General features: G+C 65.9%; 23 protein-coding genes. 4 read left to right on the top strand and 19 right to left on the bottom strand.

From position 1 onward, the window contains the following. From AB0323_RS09030 to AB0323_RS09045, 4 genes are all read right to left on the bottom strand, one after another. The coding region (locus AB0323_RS09030; RefSeq protein ID WP_366177023.1) for a fibronectin type III domain-containing protein at positions 1-3,107 on the bottom strand (3,107 nt) is incomplete at its 3' end. 240 nt (positions 3,108-3,347) lie between these two features. Next, complete coding sequence (locus AB0323_RS09035) at positions 3,348-4,730, bottom strand: NAD(P)(+) transhydrogenase (Re/Si-specific) subunit beta (protein WP_366177024.1); 1,383 nt, start codon at positions 4,728-4,730, stop codon at positions 3,348-3,350. Beyond that, entirely contained in the window at positions 4,727-5,068 is a 342-nt protein-coding gene (locus tag AB0323_RS09040) for an NAD(P) transhydrogenase subunit alpha (protein WP_364538841.1), read from the bottom strand. The genes AB0323_RS09035 and AB0323_RS09040 overlap by 4 nt, the downstream gene beginning before the upstream one ends. Beyond that, on the bottom strand, positions 5,068-6,258 hold the full coding sequence (locus AB0323_RS09045; RefSeq protein ID WP_366177025.1) for a Re/Si-specific NAD(P)(+) transhydrogenase subunit alpha: 1,191 nt from the start codon (positions 6,256-6,258) through the stop codon (positions 5,068-5,070). The genes AB0323_RS09040 and AB0323_RS09045 overlap by 1 nt, the downstream gene beginning before the upstream one ends. A gap of 226 nt (positions 6,259-6,484) precedes the next feature. Here AB0323_RS09045 and AB0323_RS09050 point away from each other — a divergent pair, with 226 nt between their 5' ends. Continuing rightward, a complete protein-coding gene (locus tag AB0323_RS09050) occupies positions 6,485-7,096 on the top strand; it encodes an NADPH-dependent FMN reductase (protein WP_366177026.1) in 612 nt (203 codons plus the stop codon). Positions 7,097-7,120: 24 nt separating this feature from the next. Here the strand turns inward: AB0323_RS09050 and AB0323_RS09055 are convergent, their stop codons facing one another. From AB0323_RS09055 to AB0323_RS09110, 12 genes are all read right to left on the bottom strand, one after another. After that, complete coding sequence (locus AB0323_RS09055) at positions 7,121-7,927, bottom strand: IclR family transcriptional regulator C-terminal domain-containing protein (RefSeq protein WP_366177027.1); 807 nt, start codon at positions 7,925-7,927, stop codon at positions 7,121-7,123. A gap of 96 nt (positions 7,928-8,023) precedes the next feature. Next, positions 8,024-8,710 (bottom strand): 3-oxoacid CoA-transferase subunit B, encoded by a 687-nt coding sequence (locus AB0323_RS09060; RefSeq protein ID WP_366177028.1) that lies wholly within the window; start codon positions 8,708-8,710, stop codon positions 8,024-8,026. Between the two features lies 1 nt (position 8,711). After that, positions 8,712-9,371 carry a 3-oxoacid CoA-transferase subunit A gene (locus AB0323_RS09065; RefSeq protein ID WP_366177029.1) on the bottom strand — a complete coding sequence of 220 codons (660 nt, stop codon included), beginning with the start codon at positions 9,369-9,371 and terminating at the stop codon, positions 8,712-8,714. Between the two features lie 4 nt (positions 9,372-9,375). Further along, on the bottom strand, positions 9,376-10,590 hold the full coding sequence (locus AB0323_RS09070) for a thiolase family protein (protein ID WP_366177030.1): 1,215 nt from the start codon (positions 10,588-10,590) through the stop codon (positions 9,376-9,378). An 80-nt stretch (positions 10,591-10,670) separates the two neighbouring features. Continuing rightward, positions 10,671-11,132 (bottom strand): 4-carboxymuconolactone decarboxylase, encoded by a 462-nt coding sequence (gene pcaC / locus AB0323_RS09075; RefSeq protein ID WP_366177031.1) that lies wholly within the window; start codon positions 11,130-11,132, stop codon positions 10,671-10,673. Beyond that, a complete protein-coding gene (locus AB0323_RS09080; protein WP_366177032.1) occupies positions 11,129-11,935 on the bottom strand; it encodes an alpha/beta fold hydrolase in 807 nt (268 codons plus the stop codon). Before AB0323_RS09080 ends, pcaC begins: the two co-directional genes overlap by 4 nt. Next, positions 11,928-13,391, bottom strand: a complete 1,464-nt coding sequence (locus AB0323_RS09085) for a lyase family protein (RefSeq protein WP_366177033.1) — start codon at positions 13,389-13,391, stop codon at positions 11,928-11,930. The genes AB0323_RS09080 and AB0323_RS09085 overlap by 8 nt, the downstream gene beginning before the upstream one ends. Continuing rightward, positions 13,388-13,963, bottom strand: coding sequence for a protocatechuate 3,4-dioxygenase subunit alpha (gene pcaG / locus AB0323_RS09090; RefSeq protein WP_366177034.1), 576 nt, complete (start codon positions 13,961-13,963; stop codon positions 13,388-13,390). Before pcaG ends, AB0323_RS09085 begins: the two co-directional genes overlap by 4 nt. 3 nt (positions 13,964-13,966) lie before the next feature. Continuing rightward, a complete protein-coding gene (gene pcaH, locus AB0323_RS09095; RefSeq protein ID WP_366177035.1) occupies positions 13,967-14,842 on the bottom strand; it encodes a protocatechuate 3,4-dioxygenase subunit beta in 876 nt (291 codons plus the stop codon). A 51-nt stretch (positions 14,843-14,893) separates the two neighbouring features. Further along, the gene (locus AB0323_RS09100; protein WP_366177036.1) at positions 14,894-16,825 is read right to left on the bottom strand and encodes a TIM barrel protein; all 1,932 of its coding nucleotides are present in this window, start codon (positions 16,823-16,825) and stop codon (positions 14,894-14,896) included. Further along, positions 16,825-17,748: a shikimate dehydrogenase gene (locus AB0323_RS09105; protein WP_366177037.1), complete on the bottom strand. Its 924-nt coding sequence runs from the start codon at positions 17,746-17,748 to the stop codon at positions 16,825-16,827. The genes AB0323_RS09100 and AB0323_RS09105 overlap by 1 nt, the downstream gene beginning before the upstream one ends. A 167-nt stretch (positions 17,749-17,915) precedes the next feature. After that, positions 17,916-18,686 (bottom strand): IclR family transcriptional regulator, encoded by a 771-nt coding sequence (locus AB0323_RS09110; protein WP_364538813.1) that lies wholly within the window; start codon positions 18,684-18,686, stop codon positions 17,916-17,918. A 207-nt stretch (positions 18,687-18,893) separates the two neighbouring features. On the opposite strand from AB0323_RS09110, the gene AB0323_RS09115 reads away from it, so the two are divergent. Both AB0323_RS09115 and AB0323_RS09120 read left to right on the top strand, forming a co-directional pair. Beyond that, on the top strand, positions 18,894-20,210 hold the full coding sequence (locus AB0323_RS09115; RefSeq protein ID WP_366177038.1) for an MFS transporter: 1,317 nt from the start codon (positions 18,894-18,896) through the stop codon (positions 20,208-20,210). A gap of 173 nt (positions 20,211-20,383) precedes the next feature. Continuing rightward, positions 20,384-20,620, top strand: a complete 237-nt coding sequence (locus AB0323_RS09120) for a hypothetical protein (protein ID WP_059388807.1) — start codon at positions 20,384-20,386, stop codon at positions 20,618-20,620. A gap of 16 nt (positions 20,621-20,636) precedes the next feature. Here AB0323_RS09120 and AB0323_RS09125 read toward each other — a convergent pair whose 3' ends face one another. Genes AB0323_RS09125 through AB0323_RS09135 form a run of 3 tightly spaced genes read right to left on the bottom strand, consistent with a single transcriptional unit; the run spans position 20,637 to position 22,357 of the window. After that, a complete protein-coding gene (locus tag AB0323_RS09125; RefSeq protein WP_284982690.1) occupies positions 20,637-20,924 on the bottom strand; it encodes a MoaD/ThiS family protein in 288 nt (95 codons plus the stop codon). A gap of 8 nt (positions 20,925-20,932) precedes the next feature. Further along, positions 20,933-22,099 carry an exo-alpha-sialidase gene (locus AB0323_RS09130; RefSeq protein WP_366177039.1) on the bottom strand — a complete coding sequence of 389 codons (1,167 nt, stop codon included), beginning with the start codon at positions 22,097-22,099 and terminating at the stop codon, positions 20,933-20,935. 57 nt (positions 22,100-22,156) lie between these two features. Further along, entirely contained in the window at positions 22,157-22,357 is a 201-nt protein-coding gene (locus AB0323_RS09135) for a hypothetical protein (protein ID WP_366177040.1), read from the bottom strand. Between the two features lie 405 nt (positions 22,358-22,762). Between AB0323_RS09135 and AB0323_RS09140 the strand changes: the two genes are divergently transcribed. Continuing rightward, on the top strand, positions 22,763-24,151 hold the full coding sequence (locus tag AB0323_RS09140) for an EAL domain-containing protein (RefSeq protein WP_366177041.1): 1,389 nt from the start codon (positions 22,763-22,765) through the stop codon (positions 24,149-24,151). The last annotated feature ends 45 nt before the right edge of the window (positions 24,152-24,196 follow it).

Here is a 24,196-nt window from a genome sequence, read left to right on the forward strand (position 1 = left end):
GACAGGCTGCTGTCCCCGAGGGGCTCGGCTCCGGAGGCCAGGCCCAGGAGCGCGGAGCCGGTGCCGGTGTGGGCGGTGGTGGAGGCCACGGGTGCGCGGACGCCGCCGGTGGTCCAGGAGGCCAGCCCGGATTCGAAGCCGCCGTTGGTGATGGCCGTGGTGGTTGTTCCGGTGGGGGTGACCGGTGCCGAGGCGGCCGAGGCCGGGGACGTGCCGACGGCGTTGGTGGCGGTGACGGTGAAGGTGTAGGCGGTGCCGTTGCTCAGCCCGGTGACGGTGGTGCTGGTGGCGGGCGGGTTGCCGGTGACGGTGACCGGGGCCAGGGTCGTGGCCCCGGTGTGCGGGGTGAGCGTGTAGGAGGTGATCGGGGAGCCGCCGTTGGCCGGCGCGGTCCAGGACACGGTGGCGGAGGCGTTGCCGGCGGCCGCGGTGACCCCGGTGGGGGCGGCGGGTGCCGTCGCCCCCGCCGTGGGGGTGACAGCGGCAGAAGCGGCCGAGGCCGGGGAGGTGCCGACGGCGTTGGTGGCGGTGACGGTGAAGGTGTAGGCGGTGCCGTTGCTCAGCCCGGTCACGGTGGTGCCGGTGGCGGGCGGGTTCCCGGTGACGGTGACCGGGGCCAGGGTCGTGGTGCCGGCGTGCGGGGTGACCGCGTAGGAGCTGATCGGGGAGCCGCCGTTGGCCGGCGCGGTCCAGGACACGGTCGCGGAGGCGTTGCCGGCGGCCGCGGTCACGGCGGTGGGGGCGGCCGGTGCCGTGGGGGTTGTCTGGGTGTTGGTGAGGGTGACGTCGTCGAGGTACATCCAGGTGTCGTCTGCGGGGCTGGAGCCGTCGAGGTGGACGTTGAACCAGAGGGTGATGCTCTGCCCGTTGTAGGCGGAGAGGTTGGTGCTGAGCTGGGTCCAGGTCCCGGAGTTGCTGCTGAGTTTGAACAGGCTGGCCAGGGTGGTGCCGGTCGTGGAGCGGACTTGTGCTTCCATCCAGTCGTAGCGGCAGGTGGTGCCGGTGCAGGTGTCGTCCGCGGTGTGGGGCTGGTACCAGAAGGACAGGGTGGTGGTCCCGGCGGCGGGCATCGTGATGGTCTGGGCCAGGCTGCTGTCCCCGAGCGGCTCGGCCCCGGAGGCCAGGCCCAGCAACGCGGAGCCGGTGCCGGTGTGCGCGGTGGTGGAGGCCACCGGTGCCCGGACGCCGCCGGTGGTCCAGGACGTGAGCCCGGATTCGAACCCGCCGTTGGCGACGCCCGGGGCGGGCGCGCCCGGGGTGATCGGTGCTGACGCGGGAGACGGCGCGGACGTTCCCACGGCGTTCGTCGCGGTGACGGTGAACGTGTAGGCGGTGCCGTTGCTCAGTCCGGTCACGGTGGTGCTGGTGGCGGGCGGGTTACCGGTAACCGTGACCGGAGCCAGGGCCGTGCCGCCGGACGAGGGCGTCACCGCGTAGGAAGTGATCGGGGACCCGCCGTTCGCCGGCGCCGTCCACGACACCACCGCCGAAGCATTCCCCGCCGTCGCACTCACGCCTGTGGGAGCGGCAGGTGCGGTCGGCGCCGTCGGGGTGACCGGTGCCGACGCGGGAGACGGCGCGGACGTTCCCACGGCGTTCGTCGCCGTCACCGTGAACGTGTAGGCCGTTCCGTTGCTCAGTCCGGTGACGGTCGCCGTCGTCGCGGGCGGGTTACCGGAGACCGTGACCGGAGCCAGGGCCGTGCCGCCGGACGAGGGTGTCACGGTGTAGGAGGTGATCGGGGACCCGCCGTTGGCCGGAGCCGTCCAGGACACCACCGCCGAGGCGTTGCCCGCCGTCGCGGTCACGCCAGTGGGTGCGGCAGGCGCCGTTGCCGCTGCCTGGGTGATATCGATCATCGAATAGTCATCAGTGGTGATGGAACCGTTGGATTGGATATTCAATCCGTAGCTGATTCCTGAGGCGCCTGCCGGCAGCGCTGGCGTGGTCCAGGTTATCTGGGTCCAGTTACTGCTCGCGTTGAACAACGGGCTCGCCGTCCAGTAGGTCCAGTACCCCGTTCCGGTGCGGTAGTAGACCTCGAACTGGGTGATGACATTGGATTTATACCAGGCGCTGAGCTGATAGATATGGCCTGGAGTGCCCGTCGGTGAGCAGCCGCCGAGGTCCAAGGCGGGCAGGAGCTTCGCGTCGCCGCTGACATAACCGCTCATTGTCAGCTGTTCTGCGTTGTTGCCCGTGTGGCCCGGGGAGACCACCGAATAGCTGGGTGTGTTGGTGCCGTATCCACCCGCTGCCCAGCACAGCGGAATTCCGCTGGTGAGCGTCTCCAGGCTCGGGTTCTGGATCATGTTGGTCCCCTGTGGAGGCGGGGGCGGCACCGGCGGGCCGGAGACGAGGGGCTGGACCGCGCCACCGATTACCTGGTCGACCGTCTTCACGACAACACTGCCCGCTGTCTGTTGTTGCGCGAGCCACGAGGCGAATTGGTTGAACAGACTAGGGCTGATGGTGAGGGTCGGATCGGTCCCCACTGCGATGTGGTGGAACGTCAATTGAACCCAGCCACCGCCAGCCGCCTGCGCCCTGGTCACGGAGTTTTCAAGGTTGGACAGCGTCCATGTGCTGTCCACTTCCTCCGGCGCTGCGGTGTCATAGGGGTTGGCAGGCGGGATCGTCTCGGCAGCAGGGAGGCCGGGATCGTCCTTGCTGTAAAGGTCCCCGAGGCCGCGCGCGCTGTTGAAACCGCAATTCTTCACGATGGTCTGAACGGCAGGGTCCAAGGAAGCGAACGGGTAGGCGAAGCTGGTGATCTTGAAACCCATGTTTGCCAGGGCGACCCTGCCGTTGCACACCTGCCGCGTCACTTCATCCGACGTCAAGGTGACCAGGTCCGGGTGGGTGACCGTGTGCCCGGCAATCTCATTGCCGTCCGCATAGAGTTGCTGCAGGTTCGCCGACGTGAAATAGCTCGGCTGATCGACCCATCCCGAGACCGTGTAAAAGGTGCCGTGAAGACCCAGGTTCTTCATCGTGGCAGCGGCGGTCAACTGGTCGGCGTTGCCGTCATCGAAGGTAAGCGTGATGACAGTATTTGCCGCCGCATGGGCTGGCAAGGCAAACCCGCTCAGTAATGCCAAGACCATGGCAGCGCACGCCCCAATGGCACCCCAAATGGTCCCAAGGCGCGGCGTTGCAGCCCACTTTCGCGTCGAGGATTCACCCACAACACTCACCGTCCAATCGAAGCCCAGGCAACCGGTCAAGGATGGGAGTGCTCCCCCCACAAGACCTGCGCTGACCATACGGCGCCGCATCCGACCAAGTCGTGAGTGTGCTTCACCCGCTTCGGCAGAATCCCTGGCCGTCGGGCACCCCAGGGTTGGTTAACTAAGCTTGAGCGCCTTGACCGCACTCAACACTTTGGTGAGGGATTCCTTGGCGTCGCCGAACAACAGCGTTGTTTGCGGCTCGTACATGAGTTCGTTCTCGATTCCCGCGAAACCCGGCCGCATCGACCGCTTCAGGAAGACCACCTGGCGGGCCTCAGCCACTTCGAGGATGGGCATGCCGTAGATCGGCGAACCTGGAGTGGTCTTCGCGGCCGGATTGACGACGTCGTTCGCGCCGACCACGAGCGCTACGTCGGCCGTCCGGAATTCCGAATTGATCTCGCCCATTTCCTTGAGCGACTCATAGGGAACGTTGGCTTCGGCGAGCAGCACGTTCATGTGCCCGGGCATGCGGCCGGCCACCGGGTGGATCGCGAAATCCACATCGATGCCCCGCGCCTCAAGTTCGAGCGCCAGTTCCGCGGCCGTGTGCTGACCCTGCGCTACCGCGAGCCCGTAACCAGGAACGATGATGACCCGCTGCGCGTAGCCGAGAAGCACGGCCACGTCTTCTGCACTGGAGGAGCGCACGGGGCGGTCGCTCACCGCCGTCGACCCCGCCGTCGAGCCTCCCTTGAACGCGCCGAAGAGGATACCCGCAACGCTGCGGCCCATGGCCGCGGCCATGGCCCGGGTGAGGATGGTGCCGGAGGCGCCCACCAACGTGCCGGCCACCACCAAAAGCACATTGCCAAGCACCAGGCCGGAAGCTGCCACGGCAAGGCCCGTAAAGGCATTCAGCAGCGAGATGACGATCGGCACGTCCGCGCCGCCTACCGGCAGCACCAGCAGCACGCCTGCCGCCAGCCCCAGCACCAGGAGCAGCAGGGCGAGCGACAGGGAACCACTGAAAACGACGGCGACGGCGGCACTCACCGCCGCGAGCAGCACCGCTCCCATGAGGGTCGGCAGGCCAGGGAACACCACCGGGCGGGTGGTCATGAGCTCCTGGAGTTTGGAGAACGTGATGGCGGAGCCGGCCAATGACACCGCCCCCACCAGCAGCGTGAAGACAATGGCCACCCGCACCCAACGGTCCTCAGTATGCGCGAGTTCCAGGAGTGCGACGAGCGCCGCGGCGCCGCCGCCCACGCCGTTGAACAGCGCCACGAGCTGTGGCATCTGCGTCATCTTGACGTGGCGCGCCACCGGCGCGGCCACGCCCGAACCGACCACCATCGCCCCCAGGATCCAGGGAACGTTGTCCATTTTGACGGACATGAAGACGGTGGCGACGGCGAGCGCCGCGCCGAACGCGCCCACCAGGTTGCCTCGCCGGGCGGTACGTGGCGAATTCAGTCCCTTGAGCGCGAGGATGAAACACACGGCAGCCGCGAGGTAGAGGAGCGAGGTCCACACCGGATCGATGAGGGTCATCGCGTGCGCTCCGTAGACTCGGCCTCGACGGCCGCAGCTTTCCCGTCCGGGGGCACGACGCGTTTACGCCCGCGGAACATTTCCAACATGCGGTCGGTCACTACGAAACCACCCACCAAATTGGCGGTGGCGAGCACCACGGCAAGCAAGGCGACCGCGAGGACCCAAGGGTCCGAGGCCTGCCCTGCAACGATGATCGCGCCCACCAAGATGATTCCGTGAATGGCGTTGGCCCCGGACATCAAGGGCGTATGAAGCGTGCTTGAGACCTTGGAGACCACTTCGAAGCCCACGAAGACCGCCAAGACGGTGATGGTGAGCAGGGCGATGCCGTCCATCAGGAGACCCCCTCGTTGGCGGAGCTTACGGATTCCGCCGTCTCGGCGGAGAGCGCCGCAAGGGCCTCGGCGGTCGGACCGTGCCGCACCTCGCCGTCGTGCGTCAAACACGCACCCGCCACCACCTCATCGCCGAAGTCCGGGACGACTGCGCCATCACAAGTCATCAGGGCCAGCAAGTTCGCGACGTTCTTCGCGTAGAGGCGCGAGGCGTCCGCGGGCATGGCAGAGGCGACATCCTTCATTCCCACCAGGGTGACCGTGCCTTGGCCGTCCGCCGTCGGAATCTCAAGGTCCAGGCCAGGCACCGTGCCTTCCACATTGCCGCCGGACTCCGCGGCGAGGTCGACCACCACCGAGCCCGCGCGCATGTGCTGAACCATTTCCCGGCTCACCAGGAGAGGGGCCCGCCGTCCGGGGACCGCCGCTGTCGTGATGAGGACGTCCGCCTGGGCCACGTGCGGGGCGAGCAGCTCACGCTGCAGGGCGCCGCGGTCGGCGCTGAGCTCGCGCGCGTAACCGCCGGACGATTCCGCCGTCTCCACGTCGAGCTTGATGAACGTGCCGCCCATCGACGCGACCTCGTCCGCCGACGCCGGCCGGATGTCGTTGGCGGAGACGCGCGCACCCAGCCTTTTCGCTGTACCGATGGCCTGCAGGCCGGCCACGCCCGCACCCAACACCAGCACGCGGGCCGGGGGGATGGTTCCGGCGGCCGTCATGTAGAGCGGGAAGAAGCGCGGGAGGCGCATTGCCGCCTCGAGCACGCAGCGGTATCCGGCCACGAGGGCCTGGGATGTGAGCGCGTCCATGGATTGTGCCCGGGAAATCCGCGGCACCAGCTCAAGCGCGAAGGAGGTCACGCCCGCTTCGGCGAGCGCGCGGACAGTGGGAAGTTCCGACGACGGCGAGGCCAGCCCTACGGTGACAGCGCCCCGGCGCAGCGCGGCCGCCGTCGTGGGTTCGAGGGGGCGGACGTGCGCGTAGACGTCCAGCCGGGCGAGATCCAAGGCGGGGACGATGAGGGCTCCTGCCTGGCGGTAGTCCTCGTCGCTGTGGCCAGCGGCGGTTCCGGCTCCGCTTTCGACAACGACTTCGAGTCCCAGTCCAGCCAACTGGGTGACGGTCTCCGGCGTCGCAGCCACACGACGTTCACCCTCCAGGCGTTCCCGCGCTATGCCAAGTTTCACGCGCGCTCCCTTTCCGAACCCCAGTGTCCCTCTGAACATCATTGTCATGAGCCGTTGTTGGCTTGAGTCTAGGACGCGGAAGGCCCTGGCGGGAGTAGGGATGACGGCCCTGCCCGGCCATTCCCATCTTCGGGCTGCTCTAATAGGCTCGCTGTGGGCTGGGAGCCTCCAGTTACGCACCGTCGATGAGCCGGTTCCGGCCGCGCCGTCGGGAAGGAACACAGCTATGGCAACGTACAAGATCGGATACTTCGTCGGCAGCCTTTCAAGCCGCTCCATCAACCGGGTCCTGTCCAAGGCGCTCATCAGCGTTGCGCCGGAGGAACTCGAATTCACCGAGATTCCGATCAAGGACCTGCCCCTGTACAGCCCGGATTACGACGCCGATTACCCGCCAGCCGGCCGGGCCCTCAAGGAGGCGATCGCGGCGTCGGACGGCATCTTGTTCATTTCCCCCGAGTACAACCGCTCCGTCCCCGGCGCACTGAAGAACGCCATCGATTGGGGATCCCGGCCCTGGGGCACCAACTCATTCGCGCGCAAGCCCACGGGCATCATCGGCGCATCGCCCGGAAGCATCGGGACGGCCGTGATGCAGGCCTCGATGCGCAGCGTGTTGAGCTTCCTCGACGCGCCTCAGCTGAACGCCCCGGAGGCCTATATCAAATTCAATCCGGCGTCCTATAACGAGGACGGATCGGTCAGGGACGAAGGCACGGCATCCATCCTGCGGCACTATGTGGAGGAATACTGTGCGTTCGTCGAGCGCGTCCTGGCTGCCAACGCACCTGGGCACATCGGCGACCACCATCCGGACCACGCCAAACTGACGCGGTAGCGCGGGCGCAGGTTCTACGCGCGGCTAGTGCTTCGCGCAGACGTCCTGCGATATCGCACGCGCGGTCTCCACGATCTGCTCCCGGACCGACCCGATATAGGCTCCCGGATCAGGCTGAGCGGCGACGTTTTGAGCCTGGAGCGAGACGTTGACGGCAGCCACCACCTTGCCGGCAGCATTGCGGACGGGCGCAGCAACGGACATGAGCCCGAGTTCCAGCTCCTGGTCCAGGACGCACCAGCCCTGCCTGCGCACGCGGTCCAGCTCGGCCACCAGTTCTTCACGGGACGTGACTGTGCGCGGCGTCAGGGCGTTGAACTCCACCGTGGACAGGTACTCGTCCAGTTTCTGCTGCGGCAGGCCGGCCAGGAGCACCCTTCCCATGGACGTGGCGTAAGCAGGGAAGCGGGTGCCCACCGAGATGCCAACGGTCATGATGCGGCGTGTGGTCACGCGCGCCACGTAGAAGATGTCCGCCCCATCCAGCACCGCGGCCGACGTCGACTCCCCCAATTTCAGGGAGAGTTCTTCAAGGTGCGGCTGCGCGAGCTGGGGCAGTGACAACGCCGACAGGTAAGAATAGCCAAGTTGCAGCACCATCGCGGTGAGCGCGAAGGTCTTGCCGTCGGTGCGGACATAGCCGAGCTCCACCAGGGTGTGCAGGAACCGACGGGCCGTGGCACGCGTCAGGTTGGTACGCGCCGCCACCTCGCTGAGCGTCATGACGGGGTTGGCCGCGTCGAACGCACGGATCACGGACAAGCCACGTGCCAGGGATTGCACGTACTGGTCACTCGCCTGCGGAGCTCCGGCTACTGCTGCGTCGGTCATGGTTACCAATCTTATTGGCGCGAACTGGCAGCAGGTGCCCCTTGGATTGCTTCCAAAGGGCATTTGCTGCCAGTTCGCGCTCGACTTGAGGCGCGTTTAGACACCGACGACGGCGCCAGCCGCCTTCTCGTCGAACGGCACCAGCGGGACCGGCACCATCGCTTGGAGTTCTTCGAAGGTGCAGCCGAACGTCTCACGCACGGTCACGCCGTCGGGCCCTATCAGGAAGACCGCTTTGTCCGTGTACACGCGCGTCACGCAGCCTACGCCGGTGAGCGGGTAGCTGCAGTGCTCCACGAGCTTGGACACTCCCTCGCGGGTCAGGAGCGTCATCATGACGAACACGTCCTTGGCGCCGGTGGCCAGGTCCATCGCACCCCCGACCGCGGGAATCGCGTCCGGCGCGCCGGTGTGCCAGTTGGCGAGGTCGCCCGTGGCGGACACCTGGAAAGCGCCGAGGACGCAGATGTCCAAGTGGCCGCCGCGCATGATCGCGAAGGAATCGGCATGGTGGAAATACGAAGCGCCTGGGAGCTCGGTGACGGGGATCTTGCCGGCGTTGATGAGGTCGCCGTCAATCTCCTCGCCCTGGGCCTCCGGGCCCATGCCGAGCATACCGTTCTCCGTGTGGAGCGTGATGTTCTGCTCTTCCCTAAGGTAGTTGGAAACGAGCGTGGGCTGCCCGATTCCGAGGTTCACGAACGAGCCCGGAGCGATGTCCAGCGCGACGAGACGCGCGAGGTCGTCGCGCCCCAGGGGTGTTGCTGAGGTTTGGATGCTCATGTCAGGCCACCTTGACGATGCTGTTGACGTAGATTCCGGGGGTCACCACGTTCTCCGGATCCAGGGCACCGGTCGGAACGATCTCCGACACCTGGACGATGGTGTGCTTCGCCGCTGCGGCCATGATGGGACCGAAGTTCCGGGCGGTCTTGCGGTAGACGAGGTTGCCTTTGCCGTCGGCCTTGAGCGCCTTGATGAGCGCGACATCGGCGTGGATCGGCGTCTCGAACACTTGCCACTTGCCGTCCAGCAGCCGGGTTTCCTTGCCCTCGGCCAGCATGGTGCCGTAGCCGGTGGGCGTGAAGAACCCGCCGATGCCGGCCCCGGCTGCCCGGATGCGCTCGGCCAGGTTGCCTTGCGGCACAAGCTCCAGCTCGATTTCCCCGGCCTTGTACTTGGTGTCGAAGTGCCAGGAATCGGACTGGCGCGGGAAGGAGCAAATCATCTTGCGGACCCTTCCTTCCTTGATGAGCAGCGCCAGGCCCTGGTCCCCCTGGCCCGCGTTGTTGTTCACCACGGTGAGGTCGGTGGCGCCGGAATCGAGCAGCGCGTCGATGAGTTCGAACGGCTGGCCGGCGTTTCCGAAGCCTCCGATCATCACGGTGGAGCCGTCCTTGATACCGACGACTGCTTCGCCGACCGTGTCAATGAAGTCCAGCATTGCCCTAGCCCTTCACCGATTGAGCCGGAATTCCGGCAGTGACGTTCTCAAGCACCACGGCCAGGCCCTGCCCGACGCCGATGCAGATCGCCGCGACACCCCAACGCTCACCGGAAGCCTGCAGGCTGCGGGCCAAGGTGCCCAGGATCCGGGTGCCGGAGGCGCCCAGCGGGTGGCCCATCGCGATCGCGCCCCCGTGCCGGTTCACGATGGACGGATCGATCCCCCACGCATCGATGCAGGCCAGGGACTGCGCGGCAAAGGCTTCGTTAAGCTCGACGGCGCCCACCTGCTCCCAGCCGATGCCCGCCTTCGCGAGGGCCTTGTTGGCCGCTTCCACCGGCGCGTAGCCAAAGAACTGTGGATCGTTTCCGTGGGCCCCGCGGCCTGCGATCCGGGCGAGCGGTTCCAGCCCGAGCAGCCTGGCGGCGCTTTCGCTGCCGATCCACGCCGCGGAGGCGCCGTCGGACAGCGGGGACGCGTTCCCCGCGGTAACCGTTCCGTTTTCGGTCCGGAACACGGTCTTGAGCCCGCCGAGCTTCTCCGCCGTCGAACCCGCCCGGATGCCTTCGTCACGGACCAACTCCGTACCCGGAACCTGGCTCACCAACTGGTCGTAGAAGCCCTCGTCCCACGCTGCCGCGGCGAGGTTGTGGGAGGCCGCGGCGAACTCGTCTTGCCGCTCCCGGGTAATCCCATACTTCTCGCGGAGCCGTTCGGTGGCCTCGCCCAGGGAAATTGTCCAGTCCTTGGGCATGGCCGGGTTCACCAAACGCCAGCCCAGGGTGGTGGAGGCCAGGGTCATGTCCCCGGCCGGGTATGGCTTGGAGGTCTTGGGCAATACCCAGGGTGCGCGGGACATGGACTCAGCGCCGCCCACCAGAACCAGCTCGGCGTCGCCGGCGTTGATCTGGCGGGAGGCGATGATCGCGGCGTCCAAGGAAGAGCCGCACAGGCGGTTGACCGTGGTGCCGGGGATCGACGTCGGGAGCCCGGCCAGGAGGGTGGCCATGCGGGCGATGTTGCGGTTCTCTTCGCCGGCGCCATTGGCGTTGCCGAATACAACCTCGTCGATGCGCTCAACATCCAGGTCCGGCGCGCGTTTCACGGCCTCGCGCACCACGTGGGCCGCGAGGTCATCCGGGCGCACCCCCGCAAGGCCCGAGCCGAACTTTCCGAAAGGGGTGCGTACGGCGTCGTACACATACGCCTGGTTCATGGGTCTCCTCTAGATTCTGTGGTCCCAACTAGCTCGCAGTTAATGTCGTTATGAGGGCTCAAAACGACATCTAATTCGAGCTAGTTGGGCGGGGTGGGGCTCGCGGGTTCGGTGGATTCGGGGCTCGCGTCGAGCTCGGCGAAAACGGCCTGCGCGGTCTTGAATGCGGTGTTGGCGGAGGGGACTCCGCAGTAGATGGCGGTCTGCAGCAGGATTTCCTTGATTTCGTCCCTGCTCAGCCCGTTGGTGATGGCCGCGCGGATGTGCATGGCCAGTTCTTCCCAGTGCCCGTGCGCCACCATCGCGGTGATGGTGACGGCGGAACGCATCTGCCGCGTCAGGCCCGGGCGGGTCCAGATGCCGCCCCAGGCGATGCGGGTGATCATGTCCTGGAAGTCCTCGGTAAAGGAATCCTTGTTCGCGTTGGCACGGTCCACGTGCGCGTCGCCGAGCACTTCACGGCGGACCACCATGCCGGCGTCGTAGATTTCCTGCGAGGTGGCGCCGCGCTGAACGGCGCCCTGTGAAGAATCAGTGCTCATTTTCCGGCCTCCGTCATGAACGTCCGCATGAAGTCCGCGACGACGGCGGGCGCCTCCGCTGGCGCAAGGTGCCCGACGCCGTCGAGCGCAATAGCGATAGCGGTGCCGCCGCCAGCGTTGATGCCCGCGGCAATTTCTTCCGCGAACGACGGCGGCGCAACAGTGTCCTCGACGCCCGCCAATGCCTGGGTGGGGACGGTGATGCTGCCGAGTTCGGCGCGGACGTCGAATCCGGCGAGGGCCTCACAGCAGAACGCGTAGCTGAAGCGGTCGGCGTCCCGCAGGGCGTGCAGGAGGCGGCTGCCGACCACGGGCTGGCGGTCCATGAAACCGGGGGCGAACCAGCGCTGCGCGGACCCTTGGATCATCACTGCAGTACCTTGCGCACGAACAGTTTCGGCGCGTTCCAGCCAACCCTCCGGGGTGCCGAGCTTCGCTCCGGTGCACTGGACGGACAGGGATTTGAGCCGTTCACCGTGTTTGATGCCGAGCTGCAGTCCTGTGGCGCCGCCCAGGGAGTCCCCGGCGTAGTGGAACACGGCGGCTCCCGGCGCGATCGAGTCCACCAGGTCCACCACCGCGTCGGCCAGTTCGGCGACACTGAACGTTTCCGAGGCTGCGGGCGACACGCCGTGACCGGGAAGGTCCCAGCCGATGACGTCGAAGTCGTTGCCGAGCAGGGCTGCCGTCTCGGTCCAAAGCACCGTTGACGTTCCGAGCGACGGTCCCACGACCAGGAGCGGCTTCTCCCCCAGGGTTCGCTGCGGGGACAGCAACACCGCTTTGACGTTGGGCTTAGCCACGATCGGCTCCCTTCGGATTGGTGTGGGAAAACTCGGGGTAGGCGGCCAGGATGCGGCGGCTGATTTCGGCAGCCTCACCCACGTAGTTGGCCGGATCCAGAAGGGCCTGCAGGTCCTCGTCGGACAGTTTGCTGGCCGGCACGGCTTCGCGGAGGAGCTTGGTGTAGATCCGGGCCTGCTCCGCAGCGGGTGCCCGTAGGGTCTCGTCGACGACGGCTTGCAGCCGGGCCTTCGCGTCGCTCCTGTCGGCGCCGAGGAGCGGAGCAACGGAGGATGCCACGGCTTCGCTGAGCAGTAAGGGCCCGGAAATTTCCAGGTTGCGGCGCATCGCCTCTGGGAAGACCCGGAGCCCTTCGGCAAGCGCGCGCAGCTGGGTCGCGGCGCCCAGGCTCAGGCGGAGCAGCTGGCGGAATGCCTGCCATTCGCTGTGCCAGGCGCCGTCCGGGCGTTCGTCGTTGAAGTTCGCGGCCGCAAGGTGCAGCTGCATCGCCAGCCCGGGTGCCTGAAGCGCCGCGCTGCGGATCAGCACGGACAACACGGGATTCTGTTTTTGCGGCATCGCCGAGGAGACGCCCCGACCAGCGGCAAGCGGCTCACCCAGCTCGGCCACCTCGGGGCGGCTGAGGAACAGCAGGTCAGAGGCGATCTTGCCGAAGGAGTCCGTCAGTGCCGCGAGGGCGTCGCCGAGCCCGGTGACGGCAAGACGGTTCGTGTGCCACGGTGCGGGAACGGGAGCGAGGCCTAGTTTCCCGGCCAAGTCATCGGCCAGCGCAAAGGGGCTCGACGCCGAGCCTTCCGCCAGCGGCGACCCTTCCGTGAGCACCGTACCGGCAGCCAGGGTGCCACCGGCGCCGCCGAACTGCACGGGCAACTCCAGAGCTTCAAGGCGACGGGCCGCGGCGGCCACTCCATGGAACCATTGCGCCGCCTTGAGCCCGAAGGTGAACGGAAGAGCATGCTGCGTCAGGCTCCTGCCCACGCACAGCGTGTCCGCATGCTGCTCCGCAAGGGCCGCGAGCGCCGTCGTCGTGCCTTTTACTTCGGCGAGAAGCACGGAAACCACGCGGTGCGCGAGCAGCATCAGCGCCGAATCCAGGACGTCTTGGCTGGTCAGGGAGGTGTGCACGGCTGAAAGGGCGCCGATGGCCCCGCCGGGATGCCCGGCGTCGAGCTGCCTGACCCTGCTCCGGAGATCGGCCAGCAGCGGAATGACAGGGTTGGCTCCACCCTTTGCGCGTTCGGCGATGGAAGCGGCGTCGTACGCCCAGGATTCCGCGGCCTCGGCGACGACGGCGGCGGAACCGGCGGGCGCGAAGCCCGCCTCTTCGAGCACCGATGCCCAGGCGGCCTCCACGTCGAGGATGGCGGCGATCACTCCGCGGTCACCCGTCAGCGCCACCACGGCGGGCGAGGCCGAAACCGGGCTGAGCAGCCCGAAATCGCCGTCGCCACTCACTGGGAGGCGCCTTCGACGCGTTCGAAGTCGAGAAAGACGGTCTCGTTCCCGCCCTGCAGGCGCAGATCCCAGGTGAGTCCGCCATCCGCGTCGCGGCGGGCGATCAGGGTGCTGCGGCGCTCGGGATCGAGGGAGCTGAGCAGCGGATCGGCGGCGAGCGCTTCCTCGTTTTCCGGCAAGTAGATACGGGTGAACAGGCGGTTCATGAGGCCGCGGGCAAAAACGGCGACGGAGATGAACGGAGCTGCCCCCGCTTTGGTGGGTCCGGGGTTGACCGTGGTGAAGGTGAAGACACCGGAGTTGCCTACCGCGGCACGGCCCCAGCCGGTAAACGTGTAGCCATCCCGGACCAGGGATCCCGTGCGCTGGACCACCTTGCCGTCGGCGTCGGGCTGCCAGATCTCCAGGATGGCATCCGGGATGGCGTCTCCCGCGCCGTCGTACACGGTGCCTTGCAGGCGGATGCTTCCGGCGCTGCCGGGGGCGAGGAGCTCGTTGTCCTTATTAAAGGGGAGGGCATAGCCGTAGAAGGGGCCAACGGTCTGGCCGGGTGTGGGGATCAACTTGCTCATGTTCTACTCCTCATCTCCGGCGTCGCCAAAGGCTTCGTTTTCGGTCCAGGTCCGCTTCGACCCGCTCAGGACAATGTCCCAGTTGTAGCCGAGGGCCCACTCGGGGCTCGTCAGCTCGTGGTCGTACTTGGCGACGAGCCGGTCGCGGGCGTCCGGGTCCACGATCGATTGGTAGATGGGGTCCAGCGGGAACAACTGGTCACCGGGGAAGTACATCTGGGTGACGATGCGCTGCGTGAAGTCTGTCCCGAACAGCGAGAAGTGGATGTGCGCCGGCCGCCAGGCGTTGAGGTGGTTCTTCCACGGGTAGGCGCCGGGCTTGATGGTGGTGAAGCGGTAGGAGCCGTCCGGTCCGGTGATGCAGCGTCCGACGCCGGTGAAGTTCGGGTCGAGCGGGGCCGGGTGCTGGTCGCGCTTGTGGATGTAGCGGCCGGCGGCGTTGGCCTGCCAGATCTCCACGAGCTGGCCGGCAACCGGGCGGCCGTCGCCGTCGAGCACTTTGCCTTGCACGATGATCCGCTCACCCTGGGGTTCACCGTTGTGCTGGATGGTGAGGTCCGATTCCAGGGCGTGCACGTCCTGGTGCCCGAACGCCGGAGAGTACAGTTCGATGGTCTCCGGATCCGCGTGGTGCAGGCTCTTGGTGGGGTGGCGCAGGATGCTGCTGCGGTACGGCGCGAAGTCCAGGCGGGGCTGGGTCTCCGGCGCGGCACCGTCGTTGAGCGCCTGGGCGTACGCTTCGCCGATGGCCTTGATCTCGGCGCTGAGATCCGCTTGGGTTTCGACGGCGGCGTCCGACGGCGCGTGGGCGGCATGCGGTTCGGCCGCCGGTACGAGCTCGTCGTCTTGGTAGTGCCCGGCATTTGTATCTAGCAGCACGGCCGGCTCCTTTCGGGTGGTTGCTTTCCTGGTTTCTGCTTGCGATTCTGCTCAGCGGTGCATGTGGTGGGCGTGAAGCGAGTCATATTGAACGGCATGCCGTACGGGGGCGTTGGGGGCGCCGTAGCCGTCGTAGTTGCCGCGGCGTTCGACCATTTCGAAGAACACGCTGCCCACCGTGGCGGTGTAGAAGTGGAGGAATTCACCGTTGGCATCCCTGTCGTAGAGCAGGTTCAGTTCCTTGAGGGTGGCGAGGAAGGCAGGATCCAGGGCGAACCGCGCATCCAGGTCCTCGTAGTAGTTGGCCGGGATCTGCAGGAAGTCGAGTCCGCGTGCTTGCGCCGCCCGGGCCGTGTCCACGAGGTCGTCCACGGCGAAGGCTATGTGTTCCTGGTAGCTCTTGCGGTCGCCTTGCTGAAGCAGCGGCGCGAGGTTCAAAACCAGGCGCACCGCACGGTCCGACGTCTGCATGACCTGGGAGCGCACCAGGCCGCTGGGGCTCGGCACCTCGGCGAACGGCTGAGGTTCCAGTGCCAGGGCACTCGTGTAGAAGAGCACGGCTTCGTCGAAGTGCTGCCAGGGTTGGGCCAGGTTCACGTGGTCGATCACCGCTTGAGCTCCCGCGGTAGAGCGCTCCTGGGCGCCCCCGAATTCGCGGGGCTCCCCGAATTCGGCCGTCCAGGCCGCCGTGCCGTCCGGGCTGCCCTGGCACAGGAAGATCTCGGTGGAGTCCGGGGCTGCGATGCCTTGGAACACTTCCTCGTCGGCCTGCACCTTGCGGGGCACCACGGGAGCCTTGAGTTGCTGGGCGCGGGCCGAGGCAATCACAGGAGAGTCGACGTCGAACCCCAACGCCGCGATGGCGGGTTCACTGTGCGAGGGGGCCTGCTCGTTGATGATGACGCGTGCTTGCCCCATGGACCACAACTGCACGTCCTTGGTCCGGTGCCGGCCGTCGAATTCGAAGCCGAGCTGGCCCAGGAGCGTCTCGAGCTGCGCGGGCTCATCGGTCTTGACCTCTGCGAAGTTGAACCCGGCCGGTTCGGCCACCTTCGGCAGCGTGGCCAGTTCCATGGGATAACGACGCCGGCCGGCCGCGCTGGCGGGCGAGTCACCGCGGGCGCCTCCCGCTGCTCCTCCCTGCGTAAAGGAAGCCGCGTTCGCGTCGAGCCACTTGGCGCTTTGTTCCTCAAGCCAGATCAGCGAGCGCATCGCGTCGACGGCGGTGCGCTCCACATCGGATTGGCGGAAGACGTCGTTGAAGACCTCCAGCGAGACCGGGCCGGAGTAGCCCGCACGGGCCACGTGGCCCATGAACTTGGCCAGCTCGAACTGTCCCTCGCCCGGGAACACGCGGTAATGGCGGCTCCAGGACAGGACATCCATGGAGAGCTTCGGGGCGTCGGCCACTTGGACGAAGAAGATCTTTTCGGGCTTGATGGCTTCGATGGGCGCGGTGTCCCAGTCGCGGGAAAGGATGTGGAAGGAGTCCAGGCACGTGCCGAGGTTGGGGTGATCCACCGCGTCCACCAAGCGATGCGCGTGCTCGTAGTCGTTGACGTATTTGCCCCAGGCCAGGGCCTCGTACGCTACTTTGACGCCGTGGTCCCCGGCCAGTTCCGCTAGGCGGGAGAGCTGCTCGGCCCGGAGGTCGTCGTCGTCGATCGTTGCGGTTCCCACGTTGGTGCACACCAGGATGGTGTCCATGCCGAGGCGGGACATGAGCTTGAACTTGGCGTCCGCCCGGCGAAGGTTTTCCTGCAGGATGTCTTCGGAGACGCTGTCGAAGTCGCGGAATGGCTGGTAGAGGTCCAGGCCGAGTCCGAGGTCCGCGGCCATCTTCCGCACATCCTCAGGGCTGAGCGGCGAGGTGACGAGGTCCTGTTCGAAGATCTCGATGCCGTCGAAGCCCGCGATGGCGCAGGCCTGCATCTTTTCCTTGAGCGTGCCCGAGAGGCAGACGGTGGCGATTCCCGTGCGCATCAGTGCTCCGCTCCGGCGAGTGCCTTGTCAGCCTTCGACTCTTCGGCTGTGGACTCTTCGGCGGTCACCAGCTCCAGGAAATGTGCCCGCATCCGCTCCGGATCGGCGTCGCGGCCGGTGAAGATGCGGAAAGCGTCGGCGGCCTGGCCCACGGCCATGCGTCCGCCGTCGAGCACACGGCACCCCTTGGCCCGGGCCTCGAGAACCAGCTGGGTCTCGATCGGCCGGTAAACGATGTCAGCCACCCAGTGCCGCGGTTCCACGAGGGACATGTCCAGCGGGAGGCCGGGATGAGCGGCCATGCCCACCGGGGTGCAGTGCACCAAACCGTCGGCAAGCGGCATGAGTTGCGGCAGCTCCGCCGTCGTGCGCGCCGTGACAATGCTGCCAGGAAACAGGGCGGCGAGTTCCGCCGCCCGTTCGGCGCAGCGCGCAGGATCTACGTCCACAAGGTCCAGTTTCTTGACGCCCGCCGAAAGAAGGGCGTAGGCGACGGCGGAGCCGGCACCCCCGGCGCCCAACTGGACGACGCGATCCAGGCCGGCGTCGGGAAGCCCGCTGGCCAAAGCGGAACCGAAACCGGAGAAGTCTGTGTTGTGGCCAATGAAGCGGCCGTCCTGGATCAGGACGGTGTTGACGGCGCCGAGCCGCCGGGCGTCCTCGGAAACCTCGTCGAGGAACGGCAGGACCAGTTGCTTGCATGGATGCGTGATGTTGAGGCCGTTGTAGCCAAGCCGGGAAGCGGCGGTCAGCAAGTCGCCGACGGCGGAGCCGGGCAAGGAGAGCTCCAGCAGGTCGATGGGCCGGTACAGGTAGCGAAGCCCCTGGACGTCGGCCTCCCTCTCATGCATGGGCGGCGTCAGCGAAGGCGATACGCCTTCACCGATCAGGCCCACCAGGAAGGATTCGGCTCGGTTGCTCATGCTCATTGCTCCTTTGACAACTGCACCCGCGGATTGGCCCACTCTGGATGCCGTTGAGTCATCCAGAGTCTGTTGCCCCGCAAGGCGGTATGAATCAGACTACACAAAGTGTTCACATATTGCACTAATGTTCTTATCGCGAACAAAAGTGGATGCCGTTAGCGCCTTTAGCGCTGCGGCAGGCGGTCGGCGAGCTCGGACGCAGCGCTCTTCAGCAAGGGGACCACCGCCACCAGCTGCTCCACGCTCATCCGGAAAACAGGCACCGCGGTGGCAAGGGACGCGAAGGCGACGCCTTGCGAATTGAGGACGGGGACCGCGACGGCGCGCATGCCCACCTCGTTTTCCTCGTCCATGATCGCGTAGCCCTGGCGCCGGACCTTCTCGATTTCCAAACGGAAGGCGTCGCGGTCGGTAATGGAGAACTCCGTCAGCGGCTCCAACTCGAGCTCTTCCACCAGCTGCTGCCGCTCGTCGTCGTCCGCGAAGGCAACAAGCGCCTTGCCCACTGCCGTGGTGTGGAGCATTCCAAGGTGCCCCGGATCGCTCGTGACCCGGAACATTTGGGGACCATCTACCTTGTTGACCGTGAGGTGGTGGTGGCCATCCCGGACCGAGAGGATGGTGGCCTCGCCGGTCCCCTCCGTCACGCGCTGCAGGATGGGCCGCGCGGTGCCAGCAAAGCCATGGTGGTTTGATACACGCTGACCGAGCTGGAAGACGCGAAGTCCCAGATGGTAGCGGCGGCCGTCGGCCTCGTAGTCGACGAACCCGTCGCGGGTCAGCGATCCGAGCAGCCGGTAAGTAGTACTGAACGGCAGCTCCGCCTGGCGGGCGAGCTCCGAGGCGCTGGCCCCCTTGGGCTCATTGCCCAGCAATACGAGGAGGCCCAGGGCCTTGCCGATCATGTCGGTTTTTGTGTCTTCCTTCACATCCATAACTAAAGATTGCCACATCGTGAGAGCTATATCTAGATGGTGAGTAAATATCTTGACAAGTGACTGCGCTCACAGTCATCATTGCTATATCGCACAAGTAGCTCTCACAATGTGGCTACAGTGCGAGGCCGCTGCCGGACCTACATCGACGTTCCAGGTACGCAAATTTCAGCCAGATGCGACATCGCCGTCACACAAAGGAACACCATGAGTCACACGATCCCGTCTACGACGCCGGGCACTGCCACGTCGGGAACGCCGAAGAAGGCCGCCCTCGCCAGCTTCCTCGGCAGCGCCGTCGAGTACTACGACTTCTTTATTTTCGGTTCGGCCGCGGCCTTGATCTTCCCGCACGTCTTCTTCCCCAGCGCCGACGCCAACGCAGCCATCATGTCCTTCGCGACATTCGGCTTCGCGTATGTGGCAAGGCCTGTTGGAGCCATCATCCTGGGGCACTTCGGCGACCGCATCGGCCGCCAACGCGTCCTGATGTTCACCCTGCTGCTCATGGGCGGTGCGACGTTCATCATCGGCTGCCTCCCCGATTTCAAGTCCATCGGATGGTGGGCTCCGGCGCTGCTGGTCTTCGCGCGCCTTTGCCAGGGCCTCTCGGCCGCCGGTGAACAAGCCGGAGCTTCGTCCATGACGCTGGAACACGCCCCGGACAACCGTCGCTCCTTCTTTACTTCCTGGACCCTTACGGGAACCCAGGGCGGCCAGATCCTCGCAGCGCTGGTATTCATCCCCGTGGTCGCCCTCCCCGACGAGCTCAAGTACGGCATCGGCTGGCGCATCCCGTTCTGGCTCAGCGCCGTAGTGGTCATCGTCGCGTTCTTCATCCGCCGCACCCTGCATGAGCCGCCTGCGTTCGCCGAGGCCAAGAAGAACAACCAGATTGCCAAGCTTCCCGTGGCCGACCTCCTCCGGCTGCACTGGGCCGACGTCCTGCGCGTTATCTGCTGCGCCTTCATCTCGGCCGTGAGCACCGTCTTCGGCACCTTGGCGATTGCCTATGCCAAGGACGTGGCCCACGTCAACAGCACCATCACCTTGTGGCTCGTTGTGGCGGCAAACGTCGTCGCGCTCGGCACCCAGCCGGTCTTCGGCCGGATGGCTGACCGGATCGGCCGCAAGCCCGTCTTCATCTACGGCGCCGTTGCCAGCGCCATCATGACGCCGGTGTTCCTCTTGACGCTCGAATCCGGAAACGTGCCGCTCATGTTCCTGATCTCCGTGGTGTACTTCGCTCTTGGATACGCCGCTGCAAACGCAGTGTGGCCCTCCTTCTACGGCGAAATGTTCAGCACCAAGGTCCGTTTCTCCGGCTTGGCCATCGGCACGCAGATCGGCTTCCTCATGGCAGGCTTCGCCCCGACCATCGTCACCGCAATGGGCGGCACCAAGGCCGGCGGTTGGGTCCAGATCAGCATCTTCACCGGCGTCATCTGCGTCATCGCAGCGGTCTCCGCGATGACCGCCCGGGAATCCTTCAAGACCCCCACGGCGGAACTCGGCATCAAGTAGGTAAATACCCCGCCCTACCCGATCCATTGGCCCCACCCACAGGGTGGGGCCAATGGATTTTTTGCTAACGGAAGTCTTACCCGCGGCTAACCCATACGAAACCACCCTGCAACATTGGCCCGTCACACTGGAATGGCCGGCAAACGCTGGCAGCTCCAGCCAGGGAGGCCACCATGTTGAAGGAAGTATCAACCCACCCCACAAGAATCCGCGCCCTTGACCAGTTGCACCGTGGCGACCAGATCGAAGCCCGCCTATCCGTCGGACCCTCCTACGATGACGTTGTCATCCGCAGGGGCAGCGTCCAGGAAACGGCTCCGGGCATCGGCGTCGTCTGGATCATGGATCAGCTGACGGGCCTGCGCAAGGCCATCAATACCGACGAATGCACAGTCTGGCGAGTGGCCTGACCTGGCCCCGAACCGCTCAGCCGCCAGCCACGGACTGGATGATCAAGACCTCCTGGCCGGCCGCAACCTCAGTATCCAGACCCTTCAGACGCCGGACCTCCTCGCCGTTCACGTAAATATTCACGTAGCGGCGGAGCGAACCGGTTTCATCCCGGAGCCTCCGGGCAAGCACCGGGTAGTCCCCGGTCACAGCATCAAGCAAGCTTTCCACGGTCACAGCTCCGTCGGCGGGCGTAGTCAGGTAGGACTGCCCGCCGGCGAGGGGCTGGAGAACGCTAGGCAAAACCACGGTGATGTCGGGCAAGGTCCGTCCTAAGCCGGAAGGCCGGATGCCGCGGAGGCAGCGGCCAATTCGGCAGCCACATCCGTGGAGACAACTCCGGAGACAACGGCAGCCCGGACGCACAAAACATCGGGGAGGTGCGAGGCCACTTCGATGAAGGACTCGCCTTCGTCGGCGCTGGCGTAGACCGAACCGCCGCGTGTTCCGAAGTACACCCCGGTAGGTTCAGCAGTATCCACCGCGGCTGCGTCACGGAGCACGGCGTTGTATTCGTGGTCCGGGAGGCCCACATCCAAGCGCTTCCAGGACTCACCGGCGTCGTCCGTGCGGTGGACTGCAAGGCGGCCGTCCGGCGGAATCCGTTCACTATCGGCCTTGATCGGGATCACCCAGGCCGTCCCTTCGCGGCGGGGGTGCGTGAGCATCACGAAGCCGAAATCTGCCGGGAGGCCGTCGGCGATGGAGATCCAGTTCTCAGCGTTGTCATCCGTGCGGTACACGCCGTGGTGGTTCTGCGCGTACAACCGGCCTTCGACGGCGGCATCCGCGGCGATCTTGTGCACGCACTGGCCGAACTCCGGATTGGGATCAGGCATGAAGTAGGCCGAAATCCCCTTGTTGCGGGCCTCCCAGGAGGCTCCGCCGTCGAGCGAGCGGTAAACGCCTCCGGTGCTCATGGCGACGTGCACGTCCTCCCCGGAAGGGTTGACCACGATCGAGTGGGCGGCAGCGCCGCCATAGCCGGCTCCCCACTCGCTGCGGTGCGGGTGGTCCCACAGGCCGCGGTTCAACTCGAAGTGCTCGCCGCCGTCGGTGGATTTCCAGACGGAGATCGGTTCGCAACCCGCCCAGACGACCCCCGGCCGGGAGGCGGAGTCGGGGTAGATCTGCCAGATCCGTTCCAGTGCGGCGTCAGTGCCCTCCGGGAATTTGATGGCGCCTTGTTCGGGCTCGGTCCATGTGGCGCCCAGGTCATCGGAGTGGGCCACGGTGGGACCCCAGTGTTCGGAGCGCACCCCCGCCATGATCCGGGGTTTGTCCCCGCGCGTATCGATCCCGATGCTGGGGATCTCGCTCATGAGGAAGTGCGGACCGGAGAGGGACCATTCCTTGCGGTCTGTGCTGCGTGCCAGCCACAGTCCTTTTTTGGTCCCGATCGCCAAGACATAACTCTCTGCGGTAGCCATGCACCCCATGCAACCATCCCGGCGCGGGAGCCGCAACGGTTTTATGAACCGGCCTGGGAAACCGTCTCAGTCCACGAACTCGGACTGCGTCTCAATGAAGTCCCAGTCGGCATCGCTCAGCCCGCCAGCCAGCTCCTCAACGCGCGGGCCGCCGGCATCCGCAATGCGCTGCAGAACTTCGGGCGGAAGTTCCGTGGCACGCAGGTTCTCCCGCAGCCATTCCTTGCTCTTGAGGTCTATGTCCAGCCACCACATGAAGATCTCCACGTGGACCACCCCTTCCTGTGCAACGTTAACGCTAGGCCCGGGCGTTGTGCTCTACAAGGGGCCGGGGACCCGATCAAACGCCGGATTTCGCCCTGAATTAGGGGTCGGGAAAAGTAAAGTGAAAGTAGTTATTCGGATTGGTAGCGGAGTGCTGTTGGGGCACGTAAGCTAATTGTCAGCAGGAACCGAAAGAACCTGCTCCAAAGTCCGCTCCGGAGTGCGTATCCCCCAATAACGCACTCCGGAGCTCTTTGTTTAAGCCCTGGTTTCCGGGCGGCGGGTAAGCCCTGGTTTCCGGGCGGCGCCCTGGGCGGCGGCCACGCGCCGTCGTCCTGGTCGCGTGCCCTCGGATCGACGCGCTGCCGGTTTACGGCGCGATCCTCGGCATGGTGGCACTATTGGGTGATGCCCTTCATGCGCGATCCCAGGTTCAAAAGGGCGTCTTCACACAAGCGACGCCAAGCGAACCGGCTGGCCTCCGCGTCAACCGGATGGTGGCTGCTCGTCGTCGTATTCATCGAGGCCGCGGTCGCCTTGTCTATCCGCCTGCCATTGGCTTTCGGACTTCCGCTGTGGGGCGGCATCGATGAACAAACCGGATTCCCCGCTCTTCTAGCACTGCTGATGGTGCCGCTGGTGGTGCTGGCAGCGTGGCGTCTCATGCGGCAGCAGCAGCGCGAGCGAAACCAAGCGTTCCGAACCTCGCGCTTGATGGACACCGTGCTGCATACAAGCCTGGACTGGCTGTGGGCCACGGGGCCTGACGGACGATTTACGTTCAGCAGCCCGGCTTGCAAGGACATCACGGGGTACGAACCTTTTGAACTGCTGGGAAAGCACATCACTTGCGTCATCGACCCCGGGGACCTCGCGGACGCCCGGTTGGAGTGGAAAGCCAGGGAAAGCGGTGACTCCTCGTGGTCACGTGTTGTCACGGTGTGCCGCCACCGGGACGGCCGCCGCGTCTTGATTGATGTTGCCGGAAGGCCGATGCGCGACAGGGACGGCAGAGACTACGGATTCGAGGGCACCTGCCGTGTCTTGAATCCAGAGGCGGCACGTTCGCGTGCAGAAGTCACCCGCCGCATCCAGGAATTGCTCACTGACGGTTCACTGGTAACAGCATTCCAGCCGATCCGGTGCCTGAAAACGGGCAGTGTCGTTGGCGCGGAATCGTTGACAAGGTTCAGCGGATCCCAGGAGTTCTCCCCGGAGGCGCGCTTCATGGAAGCCGCCTCGATCGGTCTGGATATCGAGCTCGAAATCCTTGCGCTCCGGACTGCTCTGGCCACCGCTGCCGGACTCCCAACGGGATTGTATGTCGCGGCAAATCTCTCGCCTCGGGTATGCCTTGACCCCCGGCTGGCAGCTGCGATTACGGAATCGACCATCCCGCCGCGACGCATCGTGCTTGAGGTCACCGAACGCCACGAGGTCGGCAACTACGAACCGCTCGCGGAGGCGCTGGCACCGTTGCGACGCGCTGGCCTGAGAATCGCGGTCGACGACGCCGGGGCCGGCTTTGCTTCCATGCGCCACATCCTGCAGCTCAAGCCAGACCTCATCAAGCTCGATCGCGGGATCATCGCCGGCATCGACACGGATCCGGCACAGCGGGCCCTGGGAGCTGCGATGGTCGGCTTTTCCTCCGAAATCGGAGCTGCCCTGGTGGCCGAAGGGATTGAGACCGAAGCCGAACTGGCTGCGGTCACCAAGCTCGGGATGACTGCAGCCCAAGGCTACCTGCTTGGCCGCCCCTCGCTCAGGCCGGAGGACTGGCGCACCTGGGGGTAGCGGGGGCCGATGCCTGCCATATACCCCCAGGGGGTACTTGCCTTA

The organism is Arthrobacter sp. NPDC080031, from assembly GCF_040702485.1.
Lineage (GTDB): Bacteria > Actinomycetota > Actinomycetes > Actinomycetales > Micrococcaceae > Arthrobacter.